This is a genomic window from Citrobacter sp. KTE30 (assembly GCF_000398825.1).
GTDB lineage: Bacteria > Pseudomonadota > Gammaproteobacteria > Enterobacterales > Enterobacteriaceae > Citrobacter > Citrobacter freundii.
Genome location: NZ_KB976055.1, coordinates 2,336,937 through 2,357,373 on the forward strand (window position 1 = coordinate 2,336,937; position 20,437 = coordinate 2,357,373).

The window sequence follows — 20,437 nt, forward strand, 5'->3', positions numbered from 1 at the left end:
TATGCCCTGCTGATTTCGTAATGCACTTGGCGTGCCAACTTTTTATCTCATTGATTTTAATAATTATATCTAATTTTACCTGGCGAGAGAATTAGGGTAAATTGGTGAATAACACTAACAAATGGTGAATTTCATCATGGCAGGATACAAAGACAATCTTCTGGGTGAAGCAAACAGCTTTATTGAAGTGCTGGAGCAGGTTTCTCATCTGGCACCGCTGGATAAGCCTGTCCTGGTTATCGGTGAGCGAGGTACTGGGAAAGAGCTTATTGCCAACCGCCTGCACTATCTGTCCACCCGTTGGCAAGGCCCGTTTATTTCGCTTAACTGCGCAGCGCTCAACGAGAACTTGCTTGATTCCGAACTGTTTGGTCACGAAGCAGGTGCCTTTACCGGCGCTCAAAAACGCCATCCTGGACGTTTCGAACGCGCCGACGGCGGTACGCTGTTTCTCGATGAACTGGCAACCGCCCCGATGTTGGTGCAGGAAAAATTGCTGCGCGTTATTGAATATGGAGAGCTGGAACGTGTTGGCGGCAGCCAGCCGTTGCAGGTTAACGTACGACTTGTTTGTGCAACCAATGCCGACTTACCTCGCATGGTCAACGAAGGTACTTTTCGCGCGGACCTGCTGGATCGTCTGGCCTTTGACGTAGTGCAACTCCCACCGTTACGCGAACGCCAAAGCGACATAATGTTAATGGCCGAGCATTTTGCCATTCAGATGTGTCGCGAGATCGGGTTACCACTGTTTCCAGGGTTTAGTGCCGAAGCCAGAGAAACGCTCCTCCACTACCGTTGGCCAGGCAATATTCGTGAACTGAAAAACGTCGTGGAGCGATCCGTTTATCGACATGGGACCAGTGATTACCCGCTGGATGAGATAATCATTGACCCCTTCCGCCGTCATGTCGTGGAATCTCAGGTGCAGGAAGCAAAACCAACATCTGTAGCATTACCGCTGGATCTGCGTGAATTCCAGCAGCAACAAGAGAAAGGCTTTCTACAAACCAGCTTACTGCTGGCTAAATTTAACCAGAAAAAAGCCGCTGAATTACTGGGTCTCACTTATCATCAGCTACGAGCCTTGCTGAAGAAGCACCAGATCTAGCACGCATTTGCAAGTGTCATACTGGCGGGTTTGACGCATAACCTCATCTAAGCTACGCCAATTTTTCGAAAGTCGTGTTGGAAAAGTGTGAGCTGCGGGAGAACCGCTGGATGGGGACTCAGGTACTGGGTGCGACATTCAGTGGCTCAGATCTCTCCGGCGGCGAGTTTTCTACTTTCGACTGGCAAGCAGCAAACTTCGCACATTGCGATCTGACCAATTCGGAGTTAGGTGACTTAGATATTCGGGGTGTTGATTTACAAGGCGTTAAGTTAGACAATTACCAGGCATCGTTGCTCATGGAGCGGCTTGGTATCGCTGTGATTGGTTAGCCCAGCGTTTACACCGGGAGATGCGTTTGACGATTTACTTTTAACCAGTACGACTCCTGGCAAGCATTGTGAAACGTTTTCTCCAGTGGACGAATATCCTGACCTGCCGCATCAACGACATGCCATCTAATGCTGCATTCTGGACAGGCATTTGATGAATATTTAACCAATTCATTTTCGCGAGAACAACGAATAACCACTCCCGAATCATGAAGCCATGTCTTATTTATAATCTCAACTTCAGCCATGTCATCCCGTTTACTGACATCCTCAATACAAATAACATTTTTGCCTATTTTTATAGCATTGACATAATCCGCTAAGTTGCTCATTTATTAAATATTCCCGTTGATTCGTACACTAACGCATTGTAATCGCTTACGCATTTTGTCACAGCGAGGAAACCGTAACAAATTACGCCAACTGTCCACATCCTGCACCGCGTTTATAGCAAGTCAGATGGGGCATGAAAATGCTAAGATAGTTAACAGAGTAGATTCAAAGTGGATAGCAGGTATGAATTTTGACCATGACGCGGTGTTGAACTCGCGCTTATCGAACCTGTTGCTCCCAAAAACAAACGGTAATGGCAAATGTCATTAAGTATTAGTAAGATAGCCTCTTTATATAATCCATTAAAATTATGCGCCTGGTTTTATCATCTCTGATCGTGATGGCTGGATTTCTGAGTGGTCAGGCTGCTGCTGCGCCTGAGCAAGCTTCGCACGCTGATATACGTGACAGTGGGTTTGTCTATTGCGTCAGCGGGCAGGTCAATACGTTCAACCCGCAAAAAACGAGCAGTGGTCTCATCGTCGACACGTTAGCGGCCCAATTGTATGACCGACTGCTTGATGTAGATCCCTACACCTATCGACTGGTGCCTGAGCTGGCTGAAAGCTGGGAGGTGCTGGATAACGGCGCAACCTACCGCTTCCATCTGCGTCGTGACGTACAGTTTCAAAAGACCGCCTGGTTCACTCCCACCCGCAAACTGAATGCAGACGATGTGGTGTTTACCTTCGAGCGCATCTTTGATCGCCACCATCCATGGCACAATGTGAACGGCAGCAATTTCCCCTACTTCGACAGCCTGCAGTTCGCCGATAACGTCCAAAGTGTGCGCAAACTGGACAACAACACCGTTGAATTCCGCTTAACTCAACCTGATGCCTCCTTTATGTGGCATCTTGCCACACACTATGCCTCCGTAATGTCGGCGGAATATGCGGCTAACCTGGCAAAACAGGATCGTCAGGAACTGCTCGACAGACAACCTGTCGGCACAGGACCGTACCAACTTTCGGAGAATCGTGCCGGCCAATATATTCGGTTGCAGCGGCATGAAAAATTCTGGCGTGGCACTCCTCTGATGCCGCAGGTGGTAGTGGACCTCGGTTCTGGCGGAACCGGACGGTTATCAAAGTTACTGACCGGCGAATGTGACGTTTTAGCCTGGCCTGCTGCCAGCCAGCTCAGCATATTGCGCGATGACCCTCGCCTGCGTCTGACGCTGCGCCCGGGGATGAACATTGCCTACCTGGCGTTCAACACCAATAAACCGCCGTTGAATAACCCTGCAGTGCGGCATGCGCTGGCGCTAGCGATCAACAACCAACGGTTAATGCAGTCTATCTACTACGGGACGGCAGAGACCGCGGCATCTATTTTGCCTCGCGCCTCGTGGGCTTATGATAACGAAGCTAAAATTACAGAGTACAACCCGGCAAAATCGCGCGAGCAGCTAAAAGCGCTGGGGCTGGAGAATCTGACGTTACAACTTTGGGTTCCTACCAGCTCTCAGGCCTGGAACCCCAGTCCGCTGAAAACCGCAGAGCTGATTCAGGCAGATATGGCTCAGGTGGGTGTGAAAGTGAAGATCATCCCGGTAGAAGGCCGTTTTCAGGAGGCAAGATTAATGGATATGAACCATGATCTGACGTTATCCGGCTGGGCGACGGACAGTAACGATCCTGACAGTTTTTTCCGGCCGTTGCTCAGCTGTGCCGCCATCAATTCGCAGACCAACTTTGCCCACTGGTGTAATCCGCAGTTTGACAGCATTCTGCGCAAAGCCCTCTCTTCGCAGCAGCTTTCATCGCGAATAGATGCCTATGACGAAGCGCAAAATATTCTAGCGCAAGAGTTACCGATCCTGCCGCTGGCCTCTTCACTGCGTCTACAGGCTTACCGCTACGACATCAAAGGGCTGGTGCTCAGTCCGTTCGGCAATTCCTCTTTTGCCGGGGTGTCCCGGGAAAAGAAAGATGAGGTGAAAAAACCATGATTATCTTCACCCTGCGTCGATTTTTGTTGCTGCTGGTCACCCTGTTCTTTCTGACCTTTATTGGATTCAGCCTGAGCTACTTCACACCTCATGCGCCGTTACAGGGCGCATCGTTGTGGAACGCTTGGGTATTCTGGTTCAATGGTCTCATTCACTGGGATTTCGGCGTATCCAGTATCAATGGTCAGTTGATCTCAGAACAGCTGAAAGAGGTGTTCCCGGCCACAATGGAACTGTGCATTCTTGCCTTTGGTTTTGCACTAATGGTCGGGATCCCCGTTGGTATGCTGGCAGGCATCACGCGCAACAAATGGCAGGATCGTTGCATCAGCGCATTGGCTCTGATGGGGTTTTCTATCCCCGTTTTTTGGCTGGCTCTGCTGCTGACATTGCTCTTCTCACTGACCCTCGGCTGGTTACCCGTTTCCGGGCGTTTTGATCTTCTCTACGAGGTGAAACCCGTTACCGGTTTTGCCATTATTGATGCGTGGATCTCCGACTCACCCTGGCGCGATGAAATGCTGGTCAGCGCTATCCGTCATATGGTGCTCCCGGTGCTAACGCTCTCCGTTGCGCCCACCACCGAAGTCATCCGCCTGATGCGTATCAGCACCATTGAGGTCTTTGATCAGAACTACGTCAAAGCGGCAGCCACACGCGGTTTGTCACGCTTAACGATTCTGCGCCGTCACGTTCTGCACAACGCCCTGCCGCCGGTGATCCCGCGTCTGGGCTTACAGTTTTCCACCATGCTGACGCTGGCGATGATCACCGAGATGGTCTTTAGCTGGCCTGGTCTTGGCCGTTGGTTGATTAACGCGATTCGCCAGCAGGATTACGCGGCGATTTCAGCGGGCGTGATGGTGATTGGTTCACTGGTTATCATCGTTAACGTCATCTCTGATATTTTGGGTGCTATGGCTAACCCTCTGAAACATAAGGAATGGTATGCCTTACGATAGCGTCTATAGCGAAAAACGCCCGCCAGGTACGTTACGCACCGCATGGCGCAATTTCTATGGTGATGCAACTGCGATGATCGGCCTGTACGGCTGCGCGGGATTGGCTGTTTTGTGTATTTTTGGTGGTTGGTTTGCCCCTTACGGCATCGATCAGCAATTTCTCGGCTATCAGCTTTTACCGCCGTCATGGTCACGCTATGGCGAAGTCTCTTTCTTCCTCGGAACAGACGATCTGGGACGAGACGTTTTAAGTCGTCTGCTCAGCGGCGCGGCCCCGACCGTTGGAGGCGCGTTTGTCGTCACTCTTGCCGCCACACTGTGTGGCCTTGTATTGGGCGTAGTTGCCGGTGCGACGCACGGCTTGCGCTCCGCAGTGCTGAACCACATTCTGGACACCCTGCTGTCGATCCCTTCTCTGCTGCTGGCGATTATTGTGGTGGCCTTTGCCGGACCGCATCTGACACACGCCATGTTTGCGGTCTGGCTGGCGTTGCTGCCGCGCATGGTACGCTCCGTTTACAGCATGGTGCATGACGAGCTGGAGAAAGAATACGTCATTGCCGCTCGCCTGGATGGTGCAACCACACTGAATATTCTGTGGTTTGCCGTTCTGCCCAATATTACCGCCGGTCTGATTACTGAAATCACCCGCGCACTGTCGATGGCGATTCTGGATATCGCCGCGCTGGGTTTTCTCGACCTTGGCGCACAGCTGCCATCCCCGGAATGGGGGGCCATGCTCGGCGACGCGCTGGAGCTGATTTATGTCGCACCGTGGACGGTCATGCTGCCAGGCGCAGCAATTATGATAAGCGTGCTGCTGGTTAACCTACTGGGTGACGGCGTGCGCCGCGCAATTATTGCGGGGGTGGAATAATGCCATTACTGGATATCCGCAACCTGACGATAGAATTCAGAACCGGTGACGACTGGGTTAAGGCCGTTGATCGCGTCAGCATGACCCTCAACGAGGGTGAAATCCGCGGGCTGGTCGGCGAGTCTGGTTCCGGCAAAAGTCTGATCGCTAAGGCCATTTGCGGCGTCGCTAAAGATAACTGGCGCGTAACCGCAGACCGTATGCGTTTTGATGATATCGATCTGCTACGTCTTTCCGCGCGTGAACGACGCAAACTGGTCGGTCATAACGTCTCTATGATCTTTCAGGAGCCACAGTCATGTCTCGATCCGTCTGAGCGGATCGGACGGCAGCTAATGCAAAACATTCCTGCCTGGACTTACAAGGGCCGCTGGTGGCAGCGCATCGGCTGGCGCAAACGCCGTGCGATTGAACTCTTACACCGCGTCGGGATAAAAGACCATAAAGATGCCATGCGCAGCTTCCCATATGAGCTAACCGACGGCGAATGCCAGAAGGTCATGATCGCTATCGCATTGGCGAATCAGCCGCGTTTGCTGATTGCCGATGAACCGACGAACGCGATGGAGCCAACCACCCAGGCGCAAATTTTCCGTCTGCTAACCCGTCTGAATCAAAACAGCAATACCACCATTTTGTTGATAAGCCATGACCTGCAAATGCTCAGCCAGTGGGCTGACAAAATCAACGTTATGTACTGCGGACAAACGGTGGAAACCGCGCCAAGTAAAGATTTGGTGACCATTCCGCATCATCCTTATACTCAAGCGTTGATTCGCGCTATTCCTGATTTTGGTAGCGCAATGCCGCACAAAAGCCGCCTGAATACCATGCCAGGAGCAATTCCATTGCTGGAACAATTACCCATCGGCTGTCGTCTGGGGCCGCGCTGCCCTTATGCACAACGCGAATGTATTGAAACCCCAAGACTGACCGGAGCAAAGAATCATCTCTACGCCTGTCATTTCCCGCTGAACATGGAGAGAGAGTGAGATGGTAGAAACCCTGCTCGAAGTTCGTAACCTGAGCAAAACCTTTCGCTACCGGACAGGTTTATTTCGCCGCCAGACCGTTGAGGCCGTCAAGCCCCTGAGTTTCACCCTGCGCGAACGTCAGACGCTCGCCGTCATTGGTGAAAACGGTTCAGGGAAATCTACGCTGGCAAAAATGTTGGCGGGTATGATTGAACCTACCAGCGGTGAGCTGCTGATTGACGATCATCCGTTAAAATATGGTGATTATTCATTTCGTAGTCAGCGGATCCGTATGATTTTCCAGGATCCGTCAACATCGCTTAATCCTCGGCAACGTATCTCGCAGATCCTCGATTTTCCGCTACGTCTGAATACCGACCTCGAGCCTGAGCAGCGTCGTAAACAGATCGTGGAGACCATGCGCATGGTCGGACTGCTGCCCGATCACGTAAGCTATTACCCGCATATGTTAGCGCCGGGACAAAAACAGCGTCTGGGCCTTGCCCGTGCGCTCATTTTACGACCCAAAGTCATTATCGCCGACGAAGCCCTTGCTTCTCTGGACATGTCGATGCGTTCGCAGCTCATCAATCTGATGCTGGAATTACAGGAAAAACAAGGGATTTCATATATCTATGTGACTCAACATATTGGCATGATGAAGCACATCAGCGACCAGGTATTAGTCATGCATCAGGGCGAAGTTGTTGAGCGCGGCAGTACAGCGGACGTTCTGGCCTCCCCGTTGCATGAACTTACCCGTCGCCTAATTGCAGGTCATTTCGGCGAAGCGCTTACCGCCGACGCCTGGCGGAAAGATCGCTAACAAACGACTGCCCCCTCAACCGGGGGGCATTCTGCCATCAGTGACACAACGTAGGTAAGAGCAGCGTATCAACTTCGGTAAACGTGACTGACGGGTAAAGGGCACCCTGCATTGCCCAGACACCTGCAGCACTGGCCTCGTCGACAAGTTGTGCTGTTTCGACTCCCTTCACGACAACACGGTCGCAATATTCCCTGATATTTTTGATCAGCACCGGGAACATCGGTTTTTCTACCTGTTCCAGGAAAAAACCGCGATCCAATTTAACAACGTCAAAATGACCGCAAACCAGCGGGCTGGCCCCTACGCTGCCGGAGCCAAGATCGCCTAACCACAATGCGTTTGGGCCGTCGCGAAGTGAATTAATCAACAGACTATTCAGGCACACTGTATTCGTCAGAAAACGTTCTGAAAGTTCCAGTGCAATAAATGGTAGTGCCTGTAAGGCCGACTTGATGGCTGGATCACCAATCGCCAGCAGCGCCATTTCGTCAATGAGTTTCAGAGTACAAATAAGGCTGTTGCGCTCAAACCAGTCACGCTTTTCGGCAATTAATCGAATTTGCTCGAGCATGAAATTACGCTTTTGTTCGCTATCCCACGCTGAAATGATGAAATCTGGATGCAACGGTTGAACCGTATCTGAAGTAAACCGGGCGTTGATCTCTACGCCCAGTAATTTATCTGTTGTGTCTCTCATCGTTTCCGCGATGAAATGATAGTGCATAAGACCACTCCAATTGATCATAACGTCATGATAATGCACTTCTAATCACAATCAATCAATAATATCGATCAATGTGTCGATATTGATCGATAAAAACAATATATCATAACAAGCTGAATATTGTCATATTTTTTGTTTTAAGAAAGTTCCTACCTTGCTATGTTTATTAACATCAGCTAGCAATGAAATAATACCATTTCAATGCCTTTGAAACCTTGCATTTTCTCTGATTCACCGACGTTAAATGCCTGAACGAAGCATAACCGGAGGGGAATGATATACTCCCCACATGCAATGAAGTGACTGGTCACGTGAGGTTGATAACCATTCCTCAGGGAAAAGGCGTGGGATATAATTTCAGACCAATTTCGAGTGAGCTTAACGCGTCAATCATAATTCATTGATTGGTAAAAGATAAGTGTTAACAAAAAGGATTAAAGCCATGGGTTTTTTATCAGGTAAGCGTATTCTGGTGACAGGCCTTGCCAGTAAATTGTCTATCGCATGGGGAATCGCTCAGGCGATGCATCGCGAAGGTGCTGAACTGGCGTTCACCTACCAGAACGACAAGCTGAAAGGTCGTGTGGAAGAATTTGCAGCGCAATTAGGCTCCAACATTGTTTTGCAGTGTGATGTGGCTGAAGATGCCAGCATTGACGCCATGTTTGCTGAACTGAGCAAAACCTGGCCGAAATTCGACGGTTTCGTACACTCAATCGGCTTCGCACCTGCTGACCAACTGGATGGCGATTATGTGAACGCAGTTACCCGCGAAGGATTTAAAATTGCGCATGACATTAGCGCTTACAGCTTTGTTGCGATGGCAAAAGCATGTCGTTCCATGCTAAACCCTGGCTCTGCGCTACTGACGTTGTCCTATCTGGGCGCAGAACGTGCAATCCCTAACTATAACGTCATGGGCCTGGCGAAAGCCTCCCTGGAAGCGAACGTCCGTTATATGGCTAATGCGATGGGGCCTGAAGGCGTGCGTGTGAATGCCATTTCCGCAGGTCCAATCCGTACACTCGCCGCTTCTGGCATTAAAGATTTCCGTAAAATGCTGGCGCACTGTGAAGCAGTTACACCGATTCGCCGCACCGTTACCATTGAAGATGTGGGTAACTCCGCAGCATTTCTGTGCTCCGATCTCTCTGCCGGTATCTCTGGTGAAGTCGTACACGTTGACGGTGGCTTCAGCATCGCCGCAATGAACGAGCTGGAACTTAAATAATCCTAAGACCTCGATGGGCGGTCTTGCACCGCCCATGACACTCCCCTCAGCCACCACATATGCCTTTCTGATATTTATTATCACGTAACAATCTTTCATCCCCTCATTTGCTTACGTCAGGATATTGCAGCGCAAACGATCCGGCGTAGTAGTATGACGACAAGTCCGGGTCGCCACTTTTAGACCAAGGAACGCCCATGGAACAACGCCGAATTGAAGGCAAAAGCCACTGGTATCATGAGACGCAATCCAGCACGTATCCGCATGATGTTCTGCCGCTGGTCCCGGAAGCCGCTCATGTCGACGACAGTTTTTTACTGGATCTGGCATTACCTGATGACGCTCTTTCGCCCTTTCAATCCTGGTTAACCCCTGCCCGTAAACTTGCCCAGATGCTCTTCCCGGCTCATGTAAACCTGAATCAGATGCATACGTTCAGTGCCTATGAACGGATGAGTACAGCCCTGACCGTCGCTCAGGTGTATGGTGTGCAGCGATTATGTAATCACTATGCCGCGCGTTTAACACCGCTTCCCGGTCCGGACTCCTCGCGGGAAAGTAACCATCGACTGGCACAAATCACCCAATATGCTCGCCAACTTGCCAGCTCTCCTGCCGTGATAGGCGAACGCGACCGTCAGCATCTGGAAGCGGTCGGACTGACCACCAGCGATAATATTCTGATGAATCAAATCATCGGCTTCATCGGTTTTCAGGCCCGAACCGTGGCCCTGTTTCAGGCCTGGTCTGGTCATCCGGTACGCCGAATACCGGGGCTGGATATTCAGCAATTTGCTCACGCTTCGTTATTTAACGCCACAAAGACAACCTGGCATGCTGCACCATTCCCGATCGAAAAATATCCCCCCCATGCTGAGAATTCTGCCAGAGGATATCCCGATGAACTGCAAGCGTTGGTGCCATTATTGATACATTCACCGGTCATTTTAGATTTACTCACGACGCTGATTTCCTCTGTCCGGCGCAGCACTGTATCAGTACAGGAATTTTCACTGGCAGCGCTGGTGACGTCACGAATTAACGGCAGCGTGGCCTGCTTTAACGAGCAGGCGCATACAGCAAATGAATTAGTCGACGTTATCGCCCTGCTTCGCCTGGATGAACGTGAATTACAACGTTGGGAACAACGACATCCGGTTGAGCGCGTTACCCTACAGGCGGTACAATGGCTGACCCGGGCGCCCGACCGCTTTAGCACCGCACTGTTAACGTCTTTGTTCGATCAGGGAATCTCTTCAGAGCAGGCCATCAACCTGCTAGCCTGGAGTGGATTGTGCGGATGGTTGAATCGCTTGAAAATCGCGCTGGGCGACACTGATTAACCGATCCACTTACTGAAAGAGCGCTTGCTGCCACTGGCAGAATCGCGTAAAACTGTCAGCCGCTCTTTTAGCCACGAAAATAGACAATTATGCTTCAGGACAACCCGCTGCTAGCGCAGCTTAAACAGCAACTACATTCCCAGACGCCACGTGCTGAAGGGGTGGTAAAAGCCACGGAAAAAGGCTTTGGCTTCCTGGAAGTCGATGCACAAAAAAGCTATTTCATTCCACCGCCGCAGATGAAAAAAGTGATGCATGGCGACCGCATTGTTGCGGTTATCCATACAGAAAAAGATCGTGAGTCTGCAGAGCCGGAAGAACTGATCGAACCCTTCCTGACGCGCTTCGTGGGTAAAGTTCAGGGCAAAAATGATCGTCTGTCCATCGTACCGGATCATCCGTTACTGAAAGATGCTATTCCTTGTCGTGCCACCCGTGGCGTTGAACATGAATTTAAAGAAGGCGACTGGGCGGTTGCAGAAATGCGCCGTCACCCGCTGAAAGGCGATCGCACCTTCTACGCCGAGTTAACCCAATTTATCACTTTTGCTGATGACCACTTTGTCCCGTGGTGGGTCACACTGGCACGCCATAATCTGGAAAAAGAAGCACCGGACGGCGTAGCAACCGAAATGCTGGACGAAGGCCTGGTTCGTGAAGATTTAACCGCCCTTCATTTCGTCACCATCGACAGCGCCAGCACCGAAGATATGGACGATGCGCTGTATGCTGAAGAACAAGCTGACGGCACGCTACAATTAACCGTCGCCATTGCCGACCCAACAGCCTGGATTGCAGAAGGCAGTAAGCTGGATAAAACGGCAAAAATTCGCGCGTTCACCAATTATTTACCGGGGTTCAATATCCCGATGTTGCCACGTGAATTGTCTGACGATCTCTGCTCTCTGCGCGCGAACGAAGTGCGCCCGGTTTTAGCTTGTCGTATGAGCATTACCGCCGATGGCGCGATTGAAGACAACATCACCTTTTTCGCTGCGACAATTGAGTCAAAAGCGAAGCTGGCCTATGACAATGTTTCCGACTGGCTGGAAGGTACAGGCGAGTGGCAACCAGAAAACGACGCGATTGCGGAACAGATCCGTCTGCTGCATCGTATTTGTCTGAGCCGAGGAGAGTGGCGCCATAACCACGCGCTGGTCTTTAAAGATCGCCCGGATTACCGTTTCGTTCTCGGTGAAAAAGGTGAAGTACTGGACATCGTCGCTGAACCACGCCGCATCGCAAACCGTATTGTGGAAGAATCCATGATTGCGGCAAATATTTGCGCCGCCCGTGTGCTTCGCGACAAGCTGGGCTTCGGTATTTATAACGTCCATATGGGATTCGACCCGGCCAACGCCGACGCTCTGGCCGCGCTGCTGAAAACCCACGGTATGCACGTCGATGCCGAAGAAGTCCTGACTCTGGAAGGTTTCTGCAAACTGCGCCGCGAACTGGATGCTCAGCCATCAGGCTTCCTCGACAGCCGAATTCGCCGCTTCCAGTCTTACGCTGAAATAAGTATTGAGCCAGGTCCACACTTTGGGCTGGGTCTGGAGGCATATGCCACCTGGACTTCCCCAATCCGTAAGTATGGCGATATGATCAACCACCGTCTGCTTAAGGCTGTCATCAAAGGCGAAACCATCGCCCGACCTCAGGATGATACCACCGTGCAAATGGCAGAACGTCGTCGCCTGAACCGGATGGCTGAGCGTGACGTGGGTGACTGGCTTTACGCCCGTTTCCTGAGTGATAAAGCCGGTACCGACACCCGCTTTGCGGCCGAGATCATTGACGTCAGCCGCGGTGGCATGCGCGTGCGCTTGGTTGATAATGGCGCTGTTGCCTTTATTCCAGCACCGTTCCTGCACGCCGTTCGTGATGAACTGGTATGCAGCCAGGAAAGCGGCACCGTGCAAATTAAAGGTGAAGTTGTTTACAAAGTCACGGATGTGATTGACGTAACTATCGCTGAAGTACGGATGGAAACCCGCAGCGTTATCGCGCGTCCAGCCGCGTAACACGCATAAATCAAGCGACCTTTCTCATTTTTGAAAGGTCGTTTTCTTTTTACCTCCCAAATTTCAACCGCGCACTACACTTCTTTCATCCAGTCAAAAAATTTATTTACTATTTTTCAGCTCCGTTGGCTTTGCTTTTTACGGATTCTGGATTACACATAAATATATAAAAAAAACAATACGTTCAGCCATAATCACCCTGAATGAATCATGGCTACCCATACTTTTGAGGCTCTATGCGCTTTAAACGGGATAGTACACATCATGAAAGACGTCCGGGAGCTGATTACGTTGTATAGCTATGTTGGCACTAATAACCCTTACTGGCGTTTGTCAGAGGATTGCAACATCCTGCATTTCTCTGTCGAAGAAACGTCAGAGGCCGATCAGACCATCGAATTATCCCCGGAACAAGCCGAACGCATTCGCGAGATGACGGTAATTACGTCAAGTTTATTAATGACGTTGCCGATTGAAGATGACAACATTCCCGTGCATCTGGTCGGCCGAAAAATCAATAAGCGTGAATGGGCTGGTAGCGCATCCGCCTGGGATGACACCCCTTCCGTAGCCCGTGACCTGGCTCATGGCCTCTCTTTTGCCGAACAGGTGGTTTCTGAAGCCAATTCAGTCATTGTCATTCTTGATCGTATGGGCAACATTCAGCGGTTTAATCGACTGTGCGAAGAGTATACCGGACTCAAAGAACGTGAAGTCATTGGCCAAAGTGTATTCACATTATTTATGAGTCGACGTGAAGCTGCCGCATCACGACGCAATATCGAGGTCTTTTTTCGCGAAGGTAACTCATATGAAGTTGAACGCTGGGTGAAGACCTGCAAAGGACAGCGTCTGTTTTTATTTCGTAATAAATTTGTGCATAACGGTAGCGGCAAGAACGAAATATTTCTGATCTGTTCCGGGACCGATATCACTGAAGAACGCCGCGCCCAGGAGCGTTTGCGGGTGTTGGCGAATACCGACTCTATCACTGGATTACCCAATCGCAACGCTATTCATGATCTGATCAGCAATGCGATTGAGAACGCGGGCGATACTCAGGTCGGGATTGTGTACCTCGATCTGGATAACTTCAAAAAGGTAAACGATGCCTACGGGCATATGTTTGGCGATCAGCTTTTGCAAAGCGTATCGCTGGCAATACTCAGTTGCCTTAGCGAAAACCAGTTACTGGCACGGTTTGGCGGCGATGAGTTTATTGTCCTTGCCACCGAAACATCCCAGGGTTCACTGGAAGCCACCGCGTCGCGTATTCTGACACGCCTGCGTCAACCTTTTCGCATCGGCCTGATTGAAATCTATACCGGATGCTCTATTGGTATTTCCCTCGCTCCACAACATGGTCAGGACTGCGAGAGCGTCATTCGTAACGCCGATACGGCCATGTACACCGCAAAAGAAGGTGGCCGTGGACAGTTTTGTGTTTTCTCTCCGGAAATGAATCAGCGGGTATTTGAATATCTGTGGCTGGATACTAATCTGCGCAAGGCGCTGGAAAACGATCAACTGGTTATCCATTATCAGCCAAAGATAACCTGGCGAGGCGAAGTGCGCAGCCTGGAGGCGCTGGTTCGCTGGCAGTCTCCGGAACGTGGCCTCATTCCACCACTGGAATTTATCTCCTACGCCGAAGAATCAGGGCTTATCGTTCCTCTGGGTCGCTGGGTTATTCTGGACGTTGTGCGTCAGATAGCAAAATGGCGCGCAAAGGGAATCAATCTGCGCGTGGCGGTAAACGTTTCTGCCCGGCAGCTCGCCGATCAGACGCTATTTACCGATCTCAAGCAGGTGCTTCATGAACTCGACTTTGAATATTGCCCCATCGATGTCGAGTTAACGGAAAGCAGTTTAATTGAAAATGAGCAGTTGGCACTGTCCGTCATTCAGCAGTTTAGCCAGATGGGGGCGCAAATCCATTTGGATGATTTTGGTACCGGCTATTCGTCACTGTCTCAACTGGCCCGGTTCCCGCTTGATGCAATTAAACTGGATCAAACCTTTGTCAGGGATGTACACAAACAACCTGTTTCGCAGTCGCTGGTACGTGCCATTGTTGCGGTCGCACAGGCACTCAACCTGCAGGTCATCGCCGAAGGTGTTGAAAGCGCGAAAGAGGATGCGTTTTTAACCAAAAATGGCGTCAACGAGCGTCAGGGTTTTTTGTTTGCCAAACCAATGCCAGCCGCCGCGTTTGAGCGTTGGTATCGACGGCACCTCAATAAAAAAACACGCTAATGCAGTGGGATCAAACGTTGAAAATAGCCATAAATGGACATTACGTAACGATCCTATCTTCATGTAATCACAGAATATATAATATTCTTCTATCGTTGATAGTTAATACTATTTTTCCCTTCTCTTTTGCCATGAAATTCTGCATCATGAAATTCAAACTCTATTGCCATTAGGATGATAACCATGTCTGATATCGACGCTCAGCGTCTGGCCGAACGCATTGATACCGTGCTGGATATCCTCGTTGCAGGTGATTACCACTCAGCTATCCATAATCTCGAAATTCTGAAGGCTGAGCTGCTAAACATGACCAAAGAAGATGCCGAATCCTTGCCCAAAAAGCACAAGGCTCCCTGGGAGATCTGACGACATTAACCCTTTAATGTCGCTGCTATAAGCAAACTGCACGTGAGGCAGTTTCCGTTTAATTTCCGATACGATATCGCAATAAAATTAATATTATGAATTCCCGACAACAATCTATTTTGCAGATGGTGACTGATAAAGGTCAGATGAGCGTTGCCGAACTGGCAAAAATCACCGGTGTCTCAGAAGTGACGATTCGACAGGATCTGAACACACTGGAAAAACAGAGTTATTTACGCCGTGCGCACGGTTTTGCTGTTTCATTGAACAGCGATGATGTGGAAACGCGCATGATGACTAATTTTACGCTGAAGCGTGAGCTGGCTGAATTCGCCGCATCGCTGGTAAGCCCAGGTGAGTCCGTATTCATTGAAAACGGCAGCAGCAATGCGCTCTTAGCCAGAACGCTCGCGGAGCAAAAAGATGTCACCATCATTACCGTCAGCAGCTATATAGCCCATCTGCTGAAAGAAACCCCCTGCGAAGTGATTCTCCTTGGCGGCATCTATCAGAAAAAAAGCGAAAGTATGGTTGGGCCCTTAACTCGCCAGTTTATCCAGCAGGTACACTTCAGCAAGGCCTTTATCGGCATTGATGGCTGGCAGGCTGACACCGGCTTCACCGGACGCGACATGATGCGTTCTGATGTGGTTAACGCGGTGCTGGAAAAAGGTGCAGAAGTTATTGTGCTTACTGACAGCTCAAAATTCGAAGCCATTCACCCGTACACGCTGGGTCCATTAGAGCGATTCAGCCGCGTAGTCACGGACTCCAGACTTAGCGCCAGCGTACAAATGCAGCTTGAGCATTCCGGATTAACCGTCAATATCATTGATGCCCACGCGTAACATCTTCAGCAGATGATTTGTCAGTTGGCAAATCATCTCCTCTCTGAGAGTTATCTGACAGTCCAATTAAGACTTTTTACCTGTCGTTAACAGGATTAAGTCGTAAAATTAATGTTAGCGATATAACAGGAACGAACCTCCAACTTCAGGATAGTGTTTGTAATGCCTTCGCTAAACGGTTTCACGGAAATATCTTCGTTAGCCTAAATTTAGCGCTATTCTTAAAGAACACTGGATTCCGTGAATCAATAATTCAGGAGAAAGTATTATGTTAGTAACGAGCAAAAAAATGACCGCTGCCATTCTGGCGATTACTCTGGCAATGTCGCTGAGCGCCTGCTCTAACTGGTCCAAACGCGATCGTAACACTGCAATCGGTGCTGGTGCAGGTGCAATAGGTGGTGCAGTCCTGACTGACGGCAGCACGCTGGGTACGCTGGGTGGTGCTGCAGTAGGTGGTATCATTGGCCACCAGGTGGGTAAATAATCTACGGTTGAACGGCTCGATATAATAATACGTTTACTTTTTCAGGTCTGTATTATTAAAAAGCCACGGAAATATTCCGTGGCTTTTTTTATTAACCGCCAGCCAGTTTAACTTTCATTCCTTTGGCTTCCAGCAGCGATTTAATCAGGTCGCGTTTATCACCCTGTATCTCAATCACGCCATCCTTCACTGCCCCGCCACAACCACATTTTTTCTTCAGTTCCGCAGCTAATTTGGTCAGTTCGGCATCATCTTGATCAATACCGGTAATCAAACACACGCCCTTACCTTTGCGGCCACTGGTCTGGCGCTGGATACGGACAATGCCATCGCCTTGTGGACGCACAGGAGCAGCTTTTGGTTCATCAATGCGCCCGGAGTCGGTTGAGTAGACCAGGCGAGAGTTTGAGTCGTTCATTTACGCACCTCGTTTCAGTGAGGCATTAATCATCTTCAGCGTCTGAGCCGGATCTGCCGACTGCGTGACCGGACGGCCAATAACCATATAATCCACACCAGCTGACTGTGCTTGTTCCGGCGTCATAATGCGACGCTGGTCGCCCGCCTCGCTGCCTTCAGGACGAATACCCGGCGTAACCAATTTAAATGCCTGGCCAAACGCCTGCTTGAATCGCACCGCTTCCTGCGCGGAGCATACAACGCCATCCAAACCGCAATGCTGGGTTAAGCGCGCCAGCCTTTCAGCATGTTCTGCAGGTGACAACGTCACGCCGAGATCGGCGAGGTCGCTGGCTTCCATACTGGTCAGAACCGTTACCGCAATCAGCAGCGGTGCGTCCTTGCCAAAAGGTAATAAGGCTTCACGTGCGGCGGTCATCATACGCGCCCCACCAGAAGCATGAACGTTAACCATCCACACGCCAAGCTCAGCCGCTGCAGCAACGGCATGCGCGGTAGTGTTGGGAATATCATGAAATTTCAAATCAAGAAAAACGTCAAAGCCACGCTGTTGTAGATCGCGAACCAACTGAGGTCCAAAAAGCGTGAACATCTCTTTGCCCACTTTCAAACGGCAATCACGAGGATCAATTCTGTCGACAAAAGCTAATGCTTTATCACGATTGGAATAATCGAGAGCGACAACGACAGGAGAATCAGTAACAGCACGAGAAGAAGATGAAGCAGTAAACGTCATGACCAGACCTTCTTGAGGATGGGCGCCGACAGTAGCGCGAAATGGGTAAACGGCGTGCATTCTACCTGCAGTAATAGAAAATTAACAGGCGCGATTCCATTTCTGCCAGGCGAATTTGGCCACGGCAGCTGAGTATGGCTTTGTTACTCAACATCAGTATGTTGTAACTAAAGTAAGGTTTTTTTAAAAATTACAACCCATCAAGTCCGCGAATAGGCTTAATGGTTGACCATGAGCGACAAGATGGGCAGTGCCAGTACAGTGTATATGCGGTAAATCCGCACTTCTGGCAACGATAGCGCGGCTTGCTGCGCACCTGCTCCCCGACCATATCGCGCAGAACCATCAGGCTCTCTTTCGCGCGCCCTTCTTCTGCTTCGTTAAGATGGTAATCCATTAATTTGTGGAAAACGCGCATCGTAGGATGGCGTTGTAGTTGGCGGGTAATATAAACCTGAGCGGTATCAGTCCCCTCACGCGCTTCAAGAATATCGGCCAGCATCAGCTCGGCGGCGGCGCCAGTATTCTCTTCAACGGCCCGACGTAAAAACTCTGCCCACTCATCGGTTTTCCCCAGATGCTGGTAGCAGCTTTGCAGCATTTCCAGCGTTTCGCTGACCAGTTCTTTATCCTGAGAAATCACGCGTTGCAGACTTTCAACGGCCTTCGCGTACTCGCCTTTCACCATGTACACACGGCCCATCATGATGGAAACCCGGGCACTGTTTTTGTCTGCCGCAGCCCCTTTTTTCAACAGCGCCATGGCACGATCCATATCGTCGCTGCCCATCTGCTGTAAGGCCAGTTCGCAGTAGAAGTGGGCTATCTCAATACGCTGTTTATCTTTGCCTAGCTTCACCAGACGTTCTGCGACATCAATGGCTTTCTGCCAATCGCTGGTCGCCTGATAAATTTGCAGCAGTTGCTGTAATGCACCGACGCGAAAATCTGTTTCATCGGTAAGCTGATTGAACATGTCTTCCGCGCGGTCGTACAGACCTGCGGCCATGTAATCGCGCCCCAGCTGTTGTACGGCCAACAAACGCTGCTCGTAGGTCAGCGAAGCACTTTCCATTAACGTTTGATGGATGCGGATTGCGCGATCGACTTCACCGCGCGAGCGAAACAGGTTTCCGAGAGTGAGATGAGCCTCAACGGTGCCCGTATCCTCTTTTAGCATATCGAGGAACAGATCCACCGCTTTGTCTTGTTGGTTGCTCAGGAGGAAGTTAACCCCGGCGACATAGTCACGGGAAAGACGGTTAGCTTCATCCTGCTTGGTTTGTTGCGCACTTCTGCGACCCATATACCACCCATAGGCAGCGGCTACAGGTAAAAGCAGAAACAACAACTCCAACATAAATAATTATTCCTTCACAACCGACGAATCGGCAGAAACCGCAACGTCGGTCGCAGGCGTAAGCTGGTTTTCCAGTCGTTTGATTTTACGTTCGGCGCGCGCAAGAGACACACGAACCTTCAGCCAGAAAAGGCCGCAAATTAACCAACCAATCGCAAAACCTGCGGCAAACAATACAGCAAGCAGCGTAGAGATACGATACTCACCCTGAGCCAGCAGGTAATTAAACGTAACCTGTTGATCGTTTTGCGCACCTAATGTCACCGAAATAACAAAAATCGCCAACACCAGTAAGAAAATGAGTAAATATTTCACATTACTTCCCGTTATGTGGTTTAAGCGAATAAATCGTGTACAACTTACCGCGTTGAGCCCTTTAAATTACCATTTTCACAACGAGTGCGAAATGGAAAAGCGCTTTCCGCTTTCTGATTTAAGGGCAAAATTTGAAAAATCAATCATAGCTAGCTTTCTTGCTCGCGTTGCGCGATTTCTTTTGCCTCCTGCACAGGCGGCGTAAGTGGTCCGCATACTCGCTGCGCGAGCCAGGTCGCCAGCGTTACCAGCAACCATGAAATCAGCGTTGCAACGACCAAATCACGCGGCCAGTGCATGCCCAACAGCAAGCGGCTACCCATAACACCTGTCGCCCAGATAAGCAAAAACACAATCGTCAGCGTACGTCGGCGTGGCCATAACAGCCCTACTGCCAGTAAAGCCCAACTGGCAGCAAACATCGTATGTCCTGACGGAAAGGCAAAACCCGTTTCTTTTTGCCAGTGCTTACGTAGAAACGTCGGAATATCCTGTTGTTCGGCCAATTGCTCTTTAACTAAGTTGCCACGATCTTTACGTTTTAAAGTGTAGAACTCATCAACCGGGATATGGTGCGTTTTTTCCAGCCATACGACAAAGGGCCGAGGTTCCTGCACCCTGTCTTTAACCCAGGACTTCACACCCTGACCGACTAAAATTGCCACGGCCAGGATCGCAAACAGCATTACCGCAGCTTTCAGACGAAAACGCAGACACCACAGAAACCATGCGCAGAGCACAACGTGAGTGATAATCCCCCACGGCTGCGTCACCGTTTCCGTTACCCAGTACAGAGATTTTAGCCACCAAACGTTGTGTCCCGGCTGCCAGCTCCAACCCGATACCCATACAGCAACCGGCATAATAAGTAGCAGCCCGGCCCCGACCGCAGTGCGCTTTGCAATTGACAGCATTGCCTCTCCTTTCGTCGATAAGTCTCACAATCATAACTGAA

Annotated in this window: 20 protein-coding genes and 1 pseudogene; 14 read left to right on the top strand and 7 right to left on the bottom strand. The window is 50.3% G+C overall.

Annotated features, from left to right (window positions below; all coding sequences use genetic code 11):
- Window positions 1-121 precede the first annotated feature (121 nt).
- Both pspF and WC1_RS0122795 read left to right on the top strand, forming a co-directional pair.
- On the top strand, window positions 122-1,111 hold the full coding sequence (gene pspF, locus WC1_RS11960) for a phage shock protein operon transcriptional activator (RefSeq protein ID WP_196809693.1): 990 nt from the start codon (window positions 122-124) through the stop codon (window positions 1,109-1,111).
- Window positions 1,112-1,155: 44 nt separating this feature from the next.
- Window positions 1,156-1,443, top strand: a pseudogene (locus tag WC1_RS0122795) (pentapeptide repeat-containing protein); the annotation flags it as partial.
- Between the two features lie 8 nt (window positions 1,444-1,451).
- Here the strand turns inward: WC1_RS0122795 and WC1_RS23690 are convergent.
- Window positions 1,452-1,775, bottom strand: coding sequence for a hypothetical protein (locus tag WC1_RS23690; RefSeq protein WP_003840736.1), 324 nt, complete (start codon window positions 1,773-1,775; stop codon window positions 1,452-1,454).
- A gap of 311 nt (window positions 1,776-2,086) precedes the next feature.
- Between WC1_RS23690 and sapA the strand changes: the two genes are divergently transcribed.
- The 5 genes from sapA to sapF are packed head-to-tail and all read left to right on the top strand — an operon-like array spanning window position 2,087 to window position 7,369.
- Window positions 2,087-3,730, top strand: a complete 1,644-nt coding sequence (gene sapA, locus WC1_RS11955; protein ID WP_003840735.1) for an ABC transporter substrate-binding protein SapA — start codon at window positions 2,087-2,089, stop codon at window positions 3,728-3,730.
- Complete coding sequence (gene sapB, locus WC1_RS11950; RefSeq protein ID WP_003020545.1) at window positions 3,727-4,692, top strand: peptide ABC transporter permease SapB; 966 nt, start codon at window positions 3,727-3,729, stop codon at window positions 4,690-4,692. The genes sapA and sapB overlap by 4 nt, the downstream gene beginning before the upstream one ends.
- Window positions 4,679-5,569: a peptide ABC transporter permease SapC gene (gene sapC, locus WC1_RS11945; protein ID WP_003020550.1), complete on the top strand. Its 891-nt coding sequence runs from the start codon at window positions 4,679-4,681 to the stop codon at window positions 5,567-5,569. Before sapB ends, sapC begins: the two co-directional genes overlap by 14 nt.
- Window positions 5,569-6,561: a peptide ABC transporter ATP-binding protein SapD gene (gene sapD, locus WC1_RS11940; protein WP_003020556.1), complete on the top strand. Its 993-nt coding sequence runs from the start codon at window positions 5,569-5,571 to the stop codon at window positions 6,559-6,561. The genes sapC and sapD overlap by 1 nt, the downstream gene beginning before the upstream one ends.
- Window position 6,562: 1 nt before the next feature.
- Entirely contained in the window at window positions 6,563-7,369 is an 807-nt protein-coding gene (sapF, locus tag WC1_RS11935) for a peptide ABC transporter ATP-binding protein SapF (RefSeq protein WP_003020558.1), read from the top strand.
- A 37-nt stretch (window positions 7,370-7,406) separates the two neighbouring features.
- Here the strand turns inward: sapF and WC1_RS11930 are convergent, their stop codons facing one another.
- Entirely contained in the window at window positions 7,407-8,096 is a 690-nt protein-coding gene (locus tag WC1_RS11930; RefSeq protein WP_016150328.1) for an EAL domain-containing protein, read from the bottom strand.
- A 442-nt stretch (window positions 8,097-8,538) separates the two neighbouring features.
- Here WC1_RS11930 and fabI point away from each other — a divergent pair, with 442 nt between their 5' ends.
- The 7 genes from fabI to osmB all read left to right on the top strand — a co-directional run bounded on the left by fabI (window position 8,539) and on the right by osmB (window position 16,651).
- Window positions 8,539-9,327, top strand: a complete 789-nt coding sequence (gene fabI / locus WC1_RS11925; RefSeq protein WP_003020565.1) for an enoyl-ACP reductase FabI — start codon at window positions 8,539-8,541, stop codon at window positions 9,325-9,327.
- Between the two features lie 197 nt (window positions 9,328-9,524).
- Entirely contained in the window at window positions 9,525-10,670 is a 1,146-nt protein-coding gene (locus WC1_RS11920) for a CMD domain-containing protein (RefSeq protein WP_016150329.1), read from the top strand.
- A gap of 89 nt (window positions 10,671-10,759) precedes the next feature.
- The gene (locus WC1_RS11915) at window positions 10,760-12,694 is read left to right on the top strand and encodes an exoribonuclease II (RefSeq protein ID WP_016150330.1); all 1,935 of its coding nucleotides are present in this window, start codon (window positions 10,760-10,762) and stop codon (window positions 12,692-12,694) included.
- A gap of 264 nt (window positions 12,695-12,958) precedes the next feature.
- Window positions 12,959-14,950, top strand: a complete 1,992-nt coding sequence (gene pdeR, locus WC1_RS11910) for a cyclic di-GMP phosphodiesterase (protein WP_016150331.1) — start codon at window positions 12,959-12,961, stop codon at window positions 14,948-14,950.
- Window positions 14,951-15,133: 183 nt separating this feature from the next.
- Entirely contained in the window at window positions 15,134-15,316 is a 183-nt protein-coding gene (locus tag WC1_RS11905; protein WP_003020577.1) for a YciZ family protein, read from the top strand.
- 95 nt (window positions 15,317-15,411) lie between these two features.
- A complete protein-coding gene (locus WC1_RS11900; RefSeq protein WP_003020580.1) occupies window positions 15,412-16,164 on the top strand; it encodes a DNA-binding transcriptional regulator YciT in 753 nt (250 codons plus the stop codon).
- A 268-nt stretch (window positions 16,165-16,432) separates the two neighbouring features.
- On the top strand, window positions 16,433-16,651 hold the full coding sequence (gene osmB / locus WC1_RS11895) for an osmotically-inducible lipoprotein OsmB (RefSeq protein WP_003020583.1): 219 nt from the start codon (window positions 16,433-16,435) through the stop codon (window positions 16,649-16,651).
- Window positions 16,652-16,742: 91 nt separating this feature from the next.
- On the opposite strand, the gene yciH is transcribed toward osmB, so the two are convergent.
- The 5 genes from yciH to pgpB form a co-directional block, all read right to left on the bottom strand.
- Window positions 16,743-17,069 (bottom strand): stress response translation initiation inhibitor YciH, encoded by a 327-nt coding sequence (yciH, locus tag WC1_RS11890; protein WP_003843984.1) that lies wholly within the window; start codon window positions 17,067-17,069, stop codon window positions 16,743-16,745.
- On the bottom strand, window positions 17,070-17,807 hold the full coding sequence (gene pyrF / locus WC1_RS11885; protein ID WP_003840720.1) for an orotidine-5'-phosphate decarboxylase: 738 nt from the start codon (window positions 17,805-17,807) through the stop codon (window positions 17,070-17,072).
- Between the two features lie 190 nt (window positions 17,808-17,997).
- Entirely contained in the window at window positions 17,998-19,167 is a 1,170-nt protein-coding gene (lapB, locus tag WC1_RS11880) for a lipopolysaccharide assembly protein LapB (protein ID WP_003020592.1), read from the bottom strand.
- Window positions 19,168-19,173: 6 nt separating this feature from the next.
- On the bottom strand, window positions 19,174-19,482 hold the full coding sequence (locus WC1_RS11875) for a LapA family protein (RefSeq protein WP_003020595.1): 309 nt from the start codon (window positions 19,480-19,482) through the stop codon (window positions 19,174-19,176).
- A gap of 149 nt (window positions 19,483-19,631) precedes the next feature.
- Entirely contained in the window at window positions 19,632-20,396 is a 765-nt protein-coding gene (gene pgpB / locus WC1_RS11870) for a phosphatidylglycerophosphatase B (RefSeq protein ID WP_003840717.1), read from the bottom strand.
- Between the last annotated feature and the right edge of the window lie 41 nt (window positions 20,397-20,437).

Excerpts from the sequence above, each read along its gene's own strand:
- sapC (WP_003020550.1), top strand. The coding sequence starts at position 4,679 with ATGCCTTACGATAGCGTCTATAGCGAAAAACGCCCGCCAGGTACGTTA.
- osmB (WP_003020583.1), top strand. The coding sequence starts at position 16,433 with ATGTTAGTAACGAGCAAAAAAATGACCGCTGCCATTCTGGCGATTACT.
- WC1_RS11930 (WP_016150328.1), bottom strand. The coding sequence starts at position 8,096 with ATGCACTATCATTTCATCGCGGAAACGATGAGAGACACAACAGATAAA.
- lapB (WP_003020592.1), bottom strand. The coding sequence starts at position 19,167 with ATGTTGGAGTTGTTGTTTCTGCTTTTACCTGTAGCCGCTGCCTATGGG.
- WC1_RS11900 (WP_003020580.1), top strand. The coding sequence starts at position 15,412 with ATGAATTCCCGACAACAATCTATTTTGCAGATGGTGACTGATAAAGGT.
- sapB (WP_003020545.1), top strand. The coding sequence starts at position 3,727 with ATGATTATCTTCACCCTGCGTCGATTTTTGTTGCTGCTGGTCACCCTG.
- pyrF (WP_003840720.1), bottom strand. The coding sequence starts at position 17,807 with ATGACGTTTACTGCTTCATCTTCTTCTCGTGCTGTTACTGATTCTCCT.
- pdeR (WP_016150331.1), top strand. The coding sequence starts at position 12,959 with ATGAAAGACGTCCGGGAGCTGATTACGTTGTATAGCTATGTTGGCACT.
- sapA (WP_003840735.1), top strand. The coding sequence starts at position 2,087 with ATGCGCCTGGTTTTATCATCTCTGATCGTGATGGCTGGATTTCTGAGT.
- WC1_RS11915 (WP_016150330.1), top strand. The coding sequence starts at position 10,760 with ATGCTTCAGGACAACCCGCTGCTAGCGCAGCTTAAACAGCAACTACAT.
- WC1_RS11920 (WP_016150329.1), top strand. The coding sequence starts at position 9,525 with ATGGAACAACGCCGAATTGAAGGCAAAAGCCACTGGTATCATGAGACG.
- WC1_RS23690 (WP_003840736.1), bottom strand. The coding sequence starts at position 1,775 with ATGAGCAACTTAGCGGATTATGTCAATGCTATAAAAATAGGCAAAAAT.
- fabI (WP_003020565.1), top strand. The coding sequence starts at position 8,539 with ATGGGTTTTTTATCAGGTAAGCGTATTCTGGTGACAGGCCTTGCCAGT.
- WC1_RS11905 (WP_003020577.1), top strand. The coding sequence starts at position 15,134 with ATGTCTGATATCGACGCTCAGCGTCTGGCCGAACGCATTGATACCGTG.
- sapD (WP_003020556.1), top strand. The coding sequence starts at position 5,569 with ATGCCATTACTGGATATCCGCAACCTGACGATAGAATTCAGAACCGGT.
- pspF (WP_196809693.1), top strand. The coding sequence starts at position 122 with ATGGTGAATTTCATCATGGCAGGATACAAAGACAATCTTCTGGGTGAA.
- yciH (WP_003843984.1), bottom strand. The coding sequence starts at position 17,069 with ATGAACGACTCAAACTCTCGCCTGGTCTACTCAACCGACTCCGGGCGC.
- pgpB (WP_003840717.1), bottom strand. The coding sequence starts at position 20,396 with ATGCTGTCAATTGCAAAGCGCACTGCGGTCGGGGCCGGGCTGCTACTT.
- sapF (WP_003020558.1), top strand. The coding sequence starts at position 6,563 with ATGGTAGAAACCCTGCTCGAAGTTCGTAACCTGAGCAAAACCTTTCGC.